Origin of the sequence: Streptomyces sp. NPDC001985 (genome assembly GCF_040296845.1) — a bacterium.
Taxonomy (GTDB): Bacteria; Actinomycetota; Actinomycetes; order Streptomycetales; family Streptomycetaceae; genus Streptomyces.
The window spans coordinates 1-13,810 of sequence record NZ_JBEOYB010000033.1 but is presented as its reverse complement, the minus strand read 5'-3'; the positions used below and the strand labels follow the sequence as shown (position 1 = coordinate 13,810).

The window sequence follows — 13,810 nt, the reverse complement described above, 5'->3', positions numbered from 1 at the left end:
GGGACCGCCATACCCGGGTCGCGTGCGGTTCACCACGCGCGTGCCCGAGGGCCTCCCGCCGGATTCCGGTACGGTCCCCGCGCGTCACAGCAGTTCGGCGGCGGTGACCCGGTGGAGATGGATGAGGACGTCATAGGCGGTGCGGAGCCGGATGCGGGAGGTGGGGGCGGGCCAGGCGTTGCCGATGTCGAACGTCGGCCGGGCCGCATTCAGCCACGCCCCGGCGGCGCCCGGCGCGGTGCGCAGATCCAGGAACCAGTCCTCGGGCGCCACCCGCCGCAGGGTGTCCTCGTTGCTGCCGGGCTCCGGCGGCCCCACCGAGAACTCCCGGAACGGCTCGCCCGGCGCCTCCAGGTCACGGGCGTTGAACGAGCCCTGGCCGAAGGTGAAGCCGGCGCTCACATAGGAGTCCCCGACCATCTCCCGGAGAAAGGCGCCCTGGAGCTTCGGATACCGCTCGGGCTCGGTCGTCTCGTACCCCACATGGCCGTTGTGGGCGGAGACCATCACCTTCTCCCCGGTCCACCGCTGCCACCACACCGTGTTCTCGGCCATGATCCGGTCGCGGTAGAGCATCATCCGCCCGACCCCGGCCGGGTCGAAGTAGTCGAAGGTGTACTGGGTCCCCACCTGGGCGATGGCGCGGGCGTGCTGGAGCATCCACCGGTGCCGCTCCCGGTCCGGCCCCGGCCGCTGCCGCTCCAGCAGCGCGAGGACCTGCTGGACCTCCGCCGCCATGGCCCGGCGCTCCGCGAGCGGCCGGGTGATGTTCCGCGTCATGGTCTCGTCCGCCGGAGCGGTCGGCCGCGAGGCCCGGTAGAGGCTCAGCACCTGCGGGAGCAGCTTCGGGTACCGCTCGGCGACATAGCCGGTGACCAGGTCGAACAGCTCGGGCCCGGCCCAGGCGGCATCGTTGCCCATGAACCGCGCCGGGCGCCGGGGACGGCGCAGGTTGTACCGGCGCATCCACTGGATCAGCTCCAGGTACTCACGGGTGTTCCAGAGCCGGTACGAGCCCTGGAACTCCTCCCGCATGATCTGCCGGACATCGCCCGTGCCGTGCAGGACGTACGCGTTCAGCCGCACCCCCGAACTCCACGGAGCCTCCAGGGAGAAGGTGGTGAAGCCCCGGTGCTCCACCAGATGGCGGAAGATCCTGGCCTTGGCGCGGAAGAACTCGCGCGAGCTGTGGGTGGCCTCGCCCACGCCGACGATCGTGGCGTCCCCGATCATCCGCTCCAGCGGGCGCAGTCCGGAGAGCGGCCGGGCCGCGCGGGCCAGGGCGGGAACCGGGTCACCGGCGGGGCGGACGGGCGGCCGGCCCGCCGGAGCGGCGGCGGCCGGGCCCGCCACCCCCGCTGTCAGGGAGCCGAGCGCGGTCGCCAGCAGCAGGGAGCGCCGGCGGGGGCGGGGGCGGGGGGACACCGGAGGATTCGTGGAGTGCATGGACCCAGGCTGTCGTTCCGGGGGAGAGCGGACCATCCGGCTGCCCGCCCTCCCCGTGGTGGAGCGGACCCCACCCCGTGCCCTCGGGCTGTCAGTACCGCAGATACCGCTTCCGCACGGCCCGGAAGGCGGCCAGCTCCGTCCGCCACGCGCCCACCACCTCGTCCGTACCGGCCCCCGCGTCGATCATGGTGCGGACCTTCGCGGAGCCGGTGAGCTTGTCGATCCAGTGGTCCGGGCGCCAGGCGAAGCCGCTCCAGGACCGCCGGGCGGTCACCAGCAGCCCGATGCCGGTGCGCACCGGATCGAAGGAGTCCCGGTCGTGGACGTGGAGTTGCACCCCGCCGGCCGTCCTCCCCTGGAACTTGGAGAACGTGGGTGTGAAGTACGCCTCGCGGAACCGCACCCCGGGCAGCTCCAGCGCGTTCGCCGCCTCGGCCCAGCGCCGGTCCACCCCCTCCGCGCCCAGCAGTTCGAAGGGCCGGGTGGTGCCCCGCCCCTCGGAGAGGTTGGTGCCCTCGAAGAGACAGGTGCCCGCGTAGACGAGAGCGGTCTCGGGGGTGGGCATGTTGGGGCTCGGGGGCACCCACGGCAGCCCGGTGTCGTCGAAGAAGTCCGACCGCCGCCACCCCGACATCCGTACGGTCGTCAGCTCCACCGGCCGCTCCCCGAGGAACTCACCGTTGAAGAGCCGCGCCAGCTCCGCCACGGTCATGCCGTGGGCCTGGGCGATCGGCTCCCGGCCCACGAAGGTGGCGAAGGCCGGTTCGAGGACCGGTCCGAGGGCGGCCCGCCCGGTCACCGGATTCGGCCGGTCGAGCACGACGAATCGTTTCCCCGCGAGAACGGCGGCCTTCATGCAGTCGTACAGCGTCCAGATGTAGGTGTAGAACCGGGCCCCGGCGTCCTGGATGTCGAAGACGACCGTGTCCACCCCCGACGCGGTGAAGACATCGGCGAGCGGCCGGCCGCTCTTCAGATAGGTGTCGTACACCGGCAGCCCGGTCGCCGGGTCGTCGTACCGCCCCTCCGAGCCGCCCGCCTGGGCCGTCCCCCGGAAGCCGTGCTCGGGGCCGAAGACCGCGATCAGATCCACCCGTTCGTCGGCGTGCATCACATCGACCACATGGCGGGCGTCGGCGGTGATCCCGGTCGGATTGGTGACCACTCCGACCCGCTGCCCGGACAGCGCGGCGTAACCGCTGTCGGCGAGCCGTTCGAAGCCGGTGCGCACCCGCCGGCCGTGCCGCTCCCCGGCCGCCGCGCCCGGTGCCGCGCTCGCGGCCAGTGCCCCGGCCGCACCGGTGGCGGCCAGCAGTCCCCGTCTGGACAGGCTCATCGGGCTCCCTCCGTACCGCAACTGTCTGTCATGGCCACGCACGCTAGCGCGCCCGGAGCCCCCGGGGAACGATCCCGACGGCACGTCCGCCCTCTTCCGTACGACATACCGACTGGTTAGTGTGCCCCCGGGGGGCCGGTCGCGGAGAGGCGGAGGACGATGGATTCGGTACGGGGCGCGGGTGTGGTGGTCACCGGGGCGGGCGGCGGCATCGGTGCCGCGCTGGCCCGCCGGTTCGCGGCGGCGGGGGCCAGAGTGGTGGTCAACGACCTGGACCCGGAGCGGGCGGCGGCGGTCGCCGCCGGGATCGGGGCGAGCGCCGTCCCCGGCGACGCCTCCGGGATCGTCCCGGCCGCCCGCGAGGCCCTCGGCGGCAGGGTGGACATCTACTGCGCCAACGCCGGACTCGCCTCGCCCGGCGACGCCTTCGCCGGTGAGGAGATCTGGTCGGCGGCCTGGGACGTGAACGTCATGGCCCATGTCCGCGCGGTCCGCGCCCTGCTGCCCGACTGGCTGGAGCGCGGCGGCGGCCGGTTCGTCTCCACCGTCTCCGCCGCCGGACTCCTCACCATGGTGGGCGCCGCCCCCTACAGCGTCACCAAGCACGGCGCGTACGCCTTCGCCGAGTGGCTCTCCCTCACCTACCGCCACCGCGGGCTGAAGGTGCACGCCATCTGTCCGCAGGGTGTGCGCACGGAGATGCTCACCGCGGCCGGATCGGCGGGCGAGCTGGTGCTCGCCCCCACCGCGATCGAGCCGGAGGCTGTCGCGGACGCCCTCTTCGACGGCATCGCCGCGGACCGCTTCCTCGTCCTGCCGCACCCCGAGGTCGCCGGGTTCTACCGCAACCGTGCCGCCGAGCCCGAGGAGTGGCTCACCAGGATGAACGGGCTTCAGCGGAAATGGGAGGACATCTGCGGCTGAGGGCCTCCGGCACTCCGGACGGAACCCGGTCCTGGCCGGATCGCCCGGCCCGCCGAATGGGAAGATCCTCGGGCGGGAGCGGTGTTCCCCGAAGAGATCGTGTATCGGTATCCCAGTGAGAGGTTGGTGGCGGCCCATGGCCAGGACGACGGACGGAGAGGACGGCCCCGTCCCGCAGCGGCTGCTGGCCGCCGCCACCCGGCTCTTCGCCGAGCACGGCTACGACCGCACCTCCGTCCAGGAGATCGTCGAGGCCGCCGGTGTCACCAAGGGCGCCCTCTACCACTACTTCGGCTCCAAGGAGGATCTCCTCCAGGAGGTCTACGCGCGGATGCTGAGGCTCCAGCAGGAGCGGCTCGACGCCTTCGCCGACGCCGACGAGCCGGTGGAGCGCCGGCTGCGGTCCGCCGCCGCGGACGTGGTGGTCACGACCATCGACAACCTCGACGACGCGGCGATCTTCTTCCGCTCGATGCACCACCTCAGCCCCGAGAAGCACAAGCGGGTACGGGCGGAGCGGCGGCGCTACCACGAGCGGTTCCGGGCGCTGGTGGAGGAGGGCCAGGAGGGCGGGGTGTTCTCCTCGGCGACCCCCGCCGACCTGGTGGTGGACTACCACTTCGGCTCGGTCCACCACCTCTCCACCTGGTACCGCCCGAACGGCCCGCTGAGCAAGCAGCAGGTGGCCGACCATCTGGCGGATCTGCTGCTGCGGGCCCTGCGCCCCTGACCGCGCCCGGTCCGGGGCCGCCCGCTCCGTCCGGCTACCGGTGGCGGGCCAGTTCCCGGCGGGCCAGTGAGCGCTGGTGCACCTCGTCCGGGCCGTCCGCCAGCCGCAGTGTCCTGGCCGCCGCCCACAGCTCCGCCAGCGGCGTGTCCTGGCTCACCCCGGCGGCCCCGTGCACCTGCACCGCCCGGTCCAGGATCTCCACCACCGCCCTCGGTGTCGCGATCTTGATCGCCTGGATCTCGGTGTGCGCGCCCCGGTTGCCGGCGGTGTCCATCAGCCAGGCCGTCTTGAGGACCAGCAGCCGCAACTGCTCCACCGTCACCCGCGCGTCGGCGATCCAGTTCCGCACCACCCCCTGATCGGCGAGGGGCTTCCCGAAGGCGGTACGGGACGACGCCCGGCGGCACATCAGCTCGATCGCCCGCTCGGCCATCCCGATCAGCCGCATGCAGTGGTGGATACGGCCGGGGCCCAGCCGCGCCTGCGCGATGGCGAACCCGCCGCCCTCCTCGCCGATCAGCTGGGAGACCGGCACCCGCACCCGGTCGAAGACGATCTCCGCATGGCCGCCGTGCGCGTGGTCCTCGTATCCGTACACCCGCATCGCCCGGCGCACCTCCACGCCGGGAGCGTCGCGCGGCACCAGCACCATCGACTGCCGGCGGCGCGGGTCGGCTCCGTCCGGGGCGGTCTCGCCCATCACGATCAGGACCCGGCAGCCGGGGTTCATCGCGCCGGAGACATACCACTTGCGGCCGGTGATGACATAGTCGTCGCCGTCCCGCTCGATCCGGGTCCGGATGTTGGTCGCGTCCGACGAGGCCACCTCCGGCTCCGTCATCGCGAACGCCGACCGGATCTCGCCCGCCAGCAGCGGCTGGAGCCACCGCTTCCGCTGCCGCTCGTCGCCGAACTGCGCCAGCACCTCCATGTTCCCGGTGTCGGGGGCCGCGCAGTTGGTGGCGGTGGGGGCGAGGTGCGGGCTGCGGCCGGTGATCTCGGCGAGCGGGGCGTACTGGAGATTGGTGAGCCCGGCCCCGTGCTCCCCGTCCGGGAGGAAGAGATTCCACAGCCCCCGCCGGCGCGCCTCCGCCTTCAGCTCGCCGACGACCGCCGGGGTCTCCCAGGGGGAGGCCAGCCGCTCCCGCTGCTCCGCGGCGGTCTCCTCGGCCGGGTGCACCCGCTCCGCCATGAAGGCGAGCAGCCGCTCCCGCAGTTCCTCGGTGCGCGCGTCGAATGCGAAGTCCATGGAGGTGATCAGCCTTCCTTGAGGGTGGTGAGGCCGTGCTCGATGAAGTGGGGGACCACCGCGCCGATGCGGTCGAAGCCGTCGCCGACGGTATGCCCGAGGGTCCAGCGGTAGTGGATGCCCTCCAGGATCACGGCGAGCTTGAACCAGGCGAACGCCGTGTACCAGGGGACGGCCGAGACATCGCGCCCGGAGAGCCGGGCGTACCGCTCGATCAGCTCGGCCGCCGGGGGGTGGCCGGGGGCGCCGGCGGTGGTGCCGACCGGGGAGCCGGGGAGGTCGAGCGGTGTGCTGTACATCGTCAGCAGCCCCAGATCGGTGAGCGGGTCGCCGAGGGTGGACATCTCCCAGTCCAGTACGGCGGTGATCCGGTCGTCGGTGCCGATCAGCGCGTTGTCGAGGCGGTAGTCGCCGTGCACGACGGCGGGCGCGGGGGAGGAGGGGAGCGCCCGGGCGAGCCCGGTGCGCAGCTCCTCGATCCCGGGGAGTCCGCGGTTGCGGGAGGCCTCCAGCTGCTTGCCCCAGCGGCGCAGTTGCCGGTCGAGGAAGCCCTCGGGGCGGCCGAAGCCGCCGAGCCCGACGGCCCCTGGGTCCACGGCGTGCAGCTCGACCAGGGTGTCGAGCAGCCCGAGCACGGCCGCCCGGGTGCGCTCGGGGCCGAGCGGGGCAAGCTGTTCCGCGGTGCGGTAGGGGGTGCCCTCCACGTACTCCATGACGTAGAAGGGCGCGCCGAGCACCGACGCGTCCTCGCAGAGCAGTACGGTCCCCGGCACCGGCACCGGGGTGGCGCGCAGGGCGCTGATGACGCGGTGCTCGCGCTTCATGTCGTGGGCGGTGGCGAGGACATGGCCGAGGGGCGGGCGGCGCACCACCCAGCGGGTGGTGCCGTCGGTGACGGAGTACGTGAGGTTGGACCGCCCGCCCTGGACGAGCCGGGCGCGCAGGGGCCCGCGCGCGAGGCCGGGGTGGTGGAGGTCGAGGTGGTGGCGCAGCCGCGTGGGGTTGAGGCCTGGGGTGGGGCTCTGGCTCATCGGGTACCTCCGGGAGGGGGGACGCAGCGGCCCGCTCATGATGACCGACTGGTCGGTATGCCGTCCACCCCACCGCTCCCCCTGGCCCGAGGCCCTCCTCCGCGCCCGGCCCCCCCGAGCCCTCCCGGCCCGCCTCCGCACTCGGGACAGCCCGACCCCTCCCGGCCCGCCCCCGCACATGACGGATGCCCGCACAACTCCAGCCCGTCTGGGGGCACCTCCCAGAGGCAGCTCTGGGGGAGTTCGAGGACGGCCCCCGCACTCGGGGTGCCCGAGCCGGGCGAATCCCAGCCTGTCCGGCGTTTGAGGACGGACCCTGCACTCGGGGTGCCCGAGCCGAGCGAATCCCAGCCCGTCCGGCGTTTGAGGACGGACCCTGTGCGACAGGTTCCCGCAGGCTGCGGGCCCGAGTCGGGGGCCAGCCCCCGAACCCCCGCTCCTCAATCGCCGGAGGGGCTGGAGTGGTGCTGCTCAGTCGCCGGAGGGGCTGGGGAGTGCGGCTCAATGGCCGGAGGGGCTGGGTGGCGCGGCTCAATCCCCGGCGGGGCTTGGGTGGTGCGGCTCAGTTGCCGGAGGGGCTGGAGTGGTGCTCCTCAGTCGCCGGAGGGGCTGGGGAGTGCGGCTCAATGGCCGGAGGGGCCGAGTGGCGCGGCTCAATCCCCGGCGGGGCCGGATTTCGTGCTTCAGCCCGCCGGGGCCGGGGTTGCCCAGGTGCGGAGGCCGCATGAATCAGCCTGCCTGGGGGCACCTCCCAGAGGCAGCTCTGGGGGAGTTCGAGGACGGACCCCCGGGCCACCGGGACCCGTACCGCGCGGGCCCGCTTCAGAGAACCACCACCACCGCGAACATCGCCAACCCCACCGTGCACCCCACAGCCCCCCAAGCCCCCCCGTACGACAGCGCCCCCGGCGCCACCCCCACCCCCACTCCCAACCCTCTGATCCTCCGGTGCGCCAGCCCCAGAAACCCCAGCCACACCAGCACACTCATCCCCACCGCCACCGTCCCCATCCCACCGGTCCCCCCGCTCACCGCCTGGCGCCCCGCCAGCACCGCCACCACCGTGAAGGCCAGCGTCGTGCGGCGCCAGGCCAGGCGGGTGCGTTCCGGCTGGAGCCCGGGGTCGCGGGCCGGCGGCCCGTCCCCGCTCACGGGCCGCCCTCCCACCCGAAGAGCACGACCACCACCATCGCCACCGCCACCGCGGCGATCACCAGGCTCAGCAGGGCCGGGAAGCGCGACGCCGGCAGGTCCTCGCCCCGCCGCATCGCCCGCTCGCACCGCACCCAGTGGTTGACCGCCCGCAGGGCGCAGAGCACCCCCGCGCCCAGCAGCCCCAGCGCCAGCCCCGCCCGTACCCCCCACCGCAGATCCGGCAGGAACTGGTCCACCGCGAACCCCCCGGCGATGAGCGCCAGCGCGGTGCGCAGCCAGGCCAGGAAGGTCCGTTCGTTGGCGAGCGAGAAGCGGTAGTCCGGGGTCTCGCCCTCCGCCCGCACCCGCCCGGGCGCGAACCACAGTCGCAGGCTGCGCAGGAAGTCGCTCACCCTTCGCACCCTACCCGTGCAGGTCATCGCATGATCAGCCCAGGTCTCGCCGCTCCCGCCGCTCCCCCCGCTCGCGGCGCTCCACCAGCAGCCGGTACGCCGCCATCCCGTCCGGCACCCACTCCCAGGCGCCGAGCCGCTCCGCCAGCTCCTCCTCCGTGAGGAAGGTGTGCCAGGCGACCTCCTCCGGCTGGGGATTCACCGGAAGCGCGCAGCGGACCTCGTACACCGCCGACCACCAGCTCCCGAAGCCCCCGCCCCCCTGCTCCCCGCCGTCCTCGTACAGAAAGGTGAACAGCGGCACGGGCCCCGGCAGCCCCCGCACCCCCAGCTCCTCCTCCGCCTCCCGCAGCGCCGCCGCGTCATAGCTCTCGCCCGCGCCCACCACCCCGCCCACGAACATGTCGTACCGCGAGGGGAAGGTGAGCTTCCCCGCCGTCCGGCGGTGCACGAAGATCCGGTCGTCCGCGTCCCTGGCCAGGATGAACACACAGCGGTGCCGCAGCCCGCGCGCGTAGACCTCGCCCCGGCGGGCCTGTCCCACCACCCGGTCGGACTCGTCGACGACATCGAGTATTTCGTCCGCGGCGCTCATGGAGTCATCCAACACCGTTGACGGGTTACCGGCCCGTACGGAAGATCGGACCGACCGGGGAGACCGCGGAGACGACCCCCGCCGGACAAGGATGGCAACCATGGCGTACGACGCTGATGTGATCGTGATCGGGGCGGGTCTCGCGGGGCTGGTCGCCACGGCGGAGCTGGTGGCCGCGGGGCGCCGGGTCGTTCTGCTCGACCAGGAGCCCGAGCAGTCCATCGGCGGTCAGGCCCACTGGTCCTTCGGCGGACTCTTCCTGGTGGACTCGCCCGAGCAGCGCCGGCTGCGCGTCCGGGACAGCCGGGAACTGGCCCTCCAGGACTGGCTGGGCACCGCCGGCTTCGACCGCGAGGAGGACCACTGGCCGCGCCGCTGGGCCCAGGCGTACGTCGACTTCGCGGCCGGCGAGAAACGCTCCTGGCTGCACTCCCGGGGCGTGCGGTTCTTCCCCGTCGTCGGCTGGGCCGAACGCGGCGGCTACGGGGCGACCGGCCACGGCAACTCCGTACCCCGCTTCCACATCACCTGGGGCACGGGCCCCGGCCTCGTCGCCCCCTTCGAGCGCCGGGTCCGCGAGGGCGTCGCCCGGGGCCTGGTCCAGCTCCGGTTCCGCCACCGGGTCACCGCGCTCGGCACCCACGGGGGCGCCGTCGACACCGTCAGCGGCGAGGTGCTCGAACCGTCCGCCGCCGGGCGCGGCACCCCCAGCGGCCGGGAGGTGGCCGGCGCCTTCGAGCTGCGCGCCCAGGCCGTGATCATCACCTCCGGGGGCATCGGCGGCAACCACGACCTCGTGCGCGCCCAGTGGCCGCCGCGCCTGGGCACCCCGCCCGAGCGGATGCTCTCCGGAGTGCCCGCCCATGTGGACGGGCTGATGCTCGGCATCGCGGAGCGCGCGGGCGCCAGCCACATCAACCGCGACCGGATGTGGCACTACACCGAGGGCATCGGGAACTGGAACCCCGTCTGGGACCGGCACGGCATCCGCATCCTCCCCGGCCCCTCCTCGCTCTGGCTCGACGCCCACGGCAAGCGGCTCCCCGTACCCCTCTTCCCCGGCTTCGACACCCTGGGCACCCTCGAACACATCCTGGGCACCGGGTACGACCACACCTGGTTCGTGCTGAACCAGCGGATCATCGGCAAGGAGTTCGCGCTCTCGGGCTCCGAGCAGAACCCCGATCTCACCGGCCGATCGGTCCGCGGGGTGCTCGGGCGGGCCCGCGCCGACGTGCCGGGCCCGGTGCGGGCGTTCATGGACCACGGCGCGGACTTCGTCGTCGAGCGCGACCTCACCGCCCTGGTGCGCGGGATGAACGCGCTCACCGACGAGCCGCTGATCGAGGAGGCCGAACTGCGCCGCGAGATCACCGCCCGGGACCGGGAGATCCGCAACCCCTTCACCAAGGACCTCCAGATCACCGCCATCCGGGGCGCGCGCGGCTATCTGGGCGACCGGCTCATCCGCACCGCCGCCCCGCACCGGCTCCTGGACCCGGCGGCCGGTCCGCTGATCGCCGTACGGCTGAGCATCCTCACCCGCAAATCGCTCGGCGGGCTGGAGACCGACCTCTCCTCGCGGGTGCTCGACATCGACGGCGAGCCGCTCCAGGGGCTGTACGCGGCGGGGGAGGCGGCCGGGTTCGGCGGCGGCGGGGTGCACGGCTACCGCTCCCTGGAGGGCACCTTCCTCGGCGGCTGTCTCTTCTCGGGCCGGGCGGCCGGCCGCGCGGCGGCGAAGGCCCTCTGAGCCGTACGCCCGCCCGAGCCGCCCACGCGCTGGGCCGTCCACGCGCTGGGCCGTCCACGCGCCGAGCCGCCCACGCCGTCCGCCGGTTCGCGCCGGAGCCCTCCGTGCCCGTCCGCCGCCCCGCGTCCGGACGCGCGAAGGGCCGGCCGGGGCTCATCCGAGCCCCGGCCGGCCCTTCGGCGGTCCTCCGCAGGACGCCGGGTTACAACACCAGCGAGAGCAGCAGCACGAAGACGATGCCGACCACCGAGATGATGGTCTCCATCACCGACCAGGTCTTGATCGTCTGGCCGACGGTCATCCCGAAGTACTCCTTCACCAGCCAGAAGCCCGCGTCGTTCACATGGCTGAAGAAGAGCGAACCGGCGCCGATCGCCAGCACCAGCAGCGCCGACTCCGTGGTGGACATGCCCTCGGCCAGCGGCGCGACCAGACCGGCCGCCGAGATCGTCGCCACCGTCGCCGAACCGGTCGCCAGCCGGATCGCCACCGCGATCAGCCAGGCCAGCAGCAGCGTCGGGATCGCCCAGTTCTCGGAGATGTCCAGGATCATCTGGCCCACGCCGACGTCGATCAGCGTCTGCTTGAAGCCACCGCCCGCGCCGACGATCATCAGCACACCGGCGATCGGGGCGAGCGACTTCTCCACCGTGGACGCCAGCCGGTCCTTGGTGAACCCGGCCGCGGCACCGAGCGTGAACATGCCCACGAGCACGGCGGCGAGCAGCGCGATCATCGGCGAACCGATGATGTCGGTGACCTTCTGCACCGGGTTCTCGGGGTCGTTGACGACGATCTCGACCAGCGCGTTCGAGAGCATCAGCACGACGGGCAGCAGCACCGTGAAGACGGTGGCGCCGAAGCCGGGGCGCTTCTCCAGGTCCTCCGAGGGACGGGCCGGGATCATCTTCTCCGGCGCCTGGATGTCCACCCACCGGGCCGCGTACTTGGCGAAGACCGGACCCGCGATGATCACGGTCGGGATGGAGACCAGCACACCGAGCGCCAGCGTCACCCCGAGGTTGGCGTTGAGCGCGTCGATCGCGACCAGCGGGCCGGGGTGCGGCGGAATCAGTCCGTGCATCACCGAGAGACCGGCGAGCGCGGGGATACCGATCCGCATCAGGGAGTAGTTGCCGCGCTTGGCGACCATCAGCACCACCGGGATCAGCAGCACGATGCCGACCTCGAAGAAGAGCGGCAGACCGATCACCGAGGCGATCAGCACCATCGCCCAGGGCATGGTGCGGCCGTTCGCCTTCGCGAGGATCGTGTCCACGATCTGGTCACCGCCGCCGGAGTCGGCGAGCAGCTTGCCCAGGATCGCGCCGAGCGCGATCAGCACGCCCACCCCGGCGACGGTGGAGCCGAGGCCCTTGGAGAAGGACTCGATGGCCTTGCCGAGCGGCGCCCCGGCGAACGCGCCGAGCGCCAGCGATCCGATGGTCAGGGCGAGAAAGGCGTGCAGCTTGAACTTGGTGATGAGCAGGACGATGACGGCGATGCCCGCGAGGACGGCTATGCCGAGCTGGGCGTTGCCGGCCGAGGTGATCGGCGCTACGGCGTCCGCTGCCAGCATCTCGACGCTGAGACTGGTCACGGTGGTTCCTTAGAGAACAGGGTGAAAGGGACAGTGAGCGGTACGGAGGGAGTGGCTCCGCCGGTGCGGCGCCGGCTAGCTCGCCACACCGCGCAGTGCGGCGAGGGCCCGTGCGGTGATCTCCTCCGGCAGGCCGGAGACATCGACCGAGACTCCGGCCTCGTCCTCCTGGAGCGGCTGGAGCGTGGCGATCTGCGAGTCGAGCAGCGCGGTCGGCATGAAGTGACCCGTGCGCCCCGACATCCGCCGCTCTATCAGCGCGCGGTCGCCGGTGAGGTGGAGGAAGACGGCGTCCGGGGCGGCGGCCCGCAGCCGGTCCCGGTAGGAGCGCTTGAGCGCGGAGCTGGACACCACCCCGCCGAGACCCTGCCGGCTGTGCGCCCACTGCCCGATCGCGTCGAGCCAGGGCCACCGGTCGGAGTCGTCCAGCGGGGTCCCCGCCGACATCTTGGCGATGTTCGCCGGGGGGTGGAAGTCGTCTCCCTCGGCGTAGGGAACGTCCAGGGCTTTGGCGAGCAGGGGGCCGATGGTGGTCTTGCCGGTCCCTGCCACGCCCATCACCACGATGACGTGAGGGGTGCTCATAGATGCCTCGCTGATTCCGTCACACCGGTGCCGACCACGGTGTCGGCATCGGTCCGTGACGCTTACTGAAGCTCATAGGTATGACTTATTCAAGAGTCTGAGACCTAAACGTCACACTTTTTGTTGATGAACTCCGCCCCGTACGCTGTGATCCATGACGACAGCGGGCCAGGGCCTCCACACACAGGTGCTCGACTCCCTCGGCCTCGCCATCACCGCCGGGGCGTATCCGCAGGGCAGTGTCGTGCGCACCGACGAGATCGCCCAGCGCTTCGATGTCTCGCGCACGGTCGTCCGTGAGGTGATCCGGGTCCTGGAGTCGATGCATCTGGTCGAGTCCCGGCGCAGGGTCGGGGTGACGGTCCGCGCCATCGAGGAGTGGAACGTCTACGACCCGCAGGTCATCCGCTGGCGGCTGGCCGGCACCGACCGGCCCCGGCAGCTGCGCTCGCTGACCGTGCTGCGGTCGGCCGTGGAGCCCGTCGCGGCCGGGCTCGCCGCCCTGCACGCCACCCCCGAGCAGTGCGCCGAGCTCACCGAGTGCGCCCTCGGGATGGTCGCCACCTCGCGCGGGAACCGGCTGGAGGAGTACCTCCGGCACGACATCGCCTTCCACCGGGTGGTGCTCAACGCCTCCGGCAATGAGATGTTCGCCCGGCTCGGCGATGTGGTCGCCGAGATCCTCACCGGCCGCACCCACCACCAGGTGATGTTCGACGACCCGGACCCGGCCGCCGTGACCCTGCACGTCCAGGTGGCCGAGGCGGTCCGCGAGGGCGACGCGGCGAGAGCCGAGACCATCACCAGAGAGATCGCGGTGGGGGCGCTCGCCGAGCTGGACGTGCTCGCTCCGGACCCGTCCACCGGCTGACCCGCCGCCTTTCCCCGGCGGCCGGCCCCGCCCCTCCCCGCGCCCCGGCCCCGCCCCTCCCCTCCCCTCCCCTCCCCTCCCCGCGAGGCTCTCCCCGCGAGGCCCGGCGGGCCCCCTCCCCGCGCCCCGGCCCCGCCCCT

13 protein-coding genes are annotated in these 13,810 nt (G+C 72.9%); 4 read left to right on the top strand and 9 right to left on the bottom strand.

Translation table 11 applies throughout. The features are described from left to right. Positions 1–84: 84 nt before the first annotated feature. Positions 85–1,446 carry an erythromycin esterase family protein gene (locus ABT122_RS16790; protein WP_351551821.1) on the bottom strand — a complete coding sequence of 454 codons (1,362 nt, stop codon included), beginning with the start codon at positions 1,444–1,446 and terminating at the stop codon, positions 85–87. A gap of 91 nt (positions 1,447–1,537) precedes the next feature. After that, positions 1,538–2,785, bottom strand: coding sequence for an exo-beta-N-acetylmuramidase NamZ family protein (locus ABT122_RS16785; RefSeq protein WP_351551819.1), 1,248 nt, complete (start codon positions 2,783–2,785; stop codon positions 1,538–1,540). 159 nt (positions 2,786–2,944) lie between these two features. Here ABT122_RS16785 and ABT122_RS16780 point away from each other — a divergent pair, with 159 nt between their 5' ends. Continuing rightward, positions 2,945–3,709 (top strand): SDR family oxidoreductase, encoded by a 765-nt coding sequence (locus tag ABT122_RS16780; RefSeq protein WP_351551817.1) that lies wholly within the window; start codon positions 2,945–2,947, stop codon positions 3,707–3,709. A 136-nt stretch (positions 3,710–3,845) separates the two neighbouring features. Further along, on the top strand, positions 3,846–4,439 hold the full coding sequence (locus ABT122_RS16775) for a TetR/AcrR family transcriptional regulator (protein ID WP_351551814.1): 594 nt from the start codon (positions 3,846–3,848) through the stop codon (positions 4,437–4,439). 34 nt (positions 4,440–4,473) lie between these two features. Here the strand turns inward: ABT122_RS16775 and ABT122_RS16770 are convergent, their stop codons facing one another. The 5 genes from ABT122_RS16770 to ABT122_RS16750 form a co-directional block, all read right to left on the bottom strand. Further along, positions 4,474–5,688 (bottom strand): acyl-CoA dehydrogenase family protein, encoded by a 1,215-nt coding sequence (locus ABT122_RS16770; RefSeq protein WP_351551811.1) that lies wholly within the window; start codon positions 5,686–5,688, stop codon positions 4,474–4,476. Between the two features lie 8 nt (positions 5,689–5,696). Next, positions 5,697–6,719, bottom strand: coding sequence for a phosphotransferase family protein (locus ABT122_RS16765; protein WP_351551808.1), 1,023 nt, complete (start codon positions 6,717–6,719; stop codon positions 5,697–5,699). 822 nt (positions 6,720–7,541) lie between these two features. Then, complete coding sequence (locus tag ABT122_RS16760; RefSeq protein ID WP_351551805.1) at positions 7,542–7,871, bottom strand: DUF202 domain-containing protein; 330 nt, start codon at positions 7,869–7,871, stop codon at positions 7,542–7,544. Next, the gene (locus ABT122_RS16755) at positions 7,868–8,293 is read right to left on the bottom strand and encodes a YidH family protein (protein WP_451066931.1); all 426 of its coding nucleotides are present in this window, start codon (positions 8,291–8,293) and stop codon (positions 7,868–7,870) included. Before ABT122_RS16755 ends, ABT122_RS16760 begins: the two co-directional genes overlap by 4 nt. A gap of 7 nt (positions 8,294–8,300) precedes the next feature. Then, entirely contained in the window at positions 8,301–8,861 is a 561-nt protein-coding gene (locus tag ABT122_RS16750) for an NUDIX domain-containing protein (RefSeq protein ID WP_351551800.1), read from the bottom strand. Positions 8,862–8,961: 100 nt separating this feature from the next. Here ABT122_RS16750 and ABT122_RS16745 point away from each other — a divergent pair, with 100 nt between their 5' ends. Further along, positions 8,962–10,614 (top strand): FAD-binding dehydrogenase, encoded by a 1,653-nt coding sequence (locus ABT122_RS16745; RefSeq protein WP_351551797.1) that lies wholly within the window; start codon positions 8,962–8,964, stop codon positions 10,612–10,614. A 202-nt stretch (positions 10,615–10,816) separates the two neighbouring features. Here the strand turns inward: ABT122_RS16745 and ABT122_RS16740 are convergent, their stop codons facing one another. Continuing rightward, positions 10,817–12,214, bottom strand: coding sequence for a GntT/GntP/DsdX family permease (locus ABT122_RS16740; RefSeq protein ID WP_351551794.1), 1,398 nt, complete (start codon positions 12,212–12,214; stop codon positions 10,817–10,819). A gap of 75 nt (positions 12,215–12,289) precedes the next feature. Then, positions 12,290–12,799: a gluconokinase gene (locus tag ABT122_RS16735; RefSeq protein WP_351551791.1), complete on the bottom strand. Its 510-nt coding sequence runs from the start codon at positions 12,797–12,799 to the stop codon at positions 12,290–12,292. Positions 12,800–12,953: 154 nt separating this feature from the next. On the opposite strand from ABT122_RS16735, the gene ABT122_RS16730 reads away from it, so the two are divergent. Beyond that, positions 12,954–13,670: a FadR/GntR family transcriptional regulator gene (locus tag ABT122_RS16730; protein WP_351551789.1), complete on the top strand. Its 717-nt coding sequence runs from the start codon at positions 12,954–12,956 to the stop codon at positions 13,668–13,670. Positions 13,671–13,810: the final 140 nt, after the last annotated feature.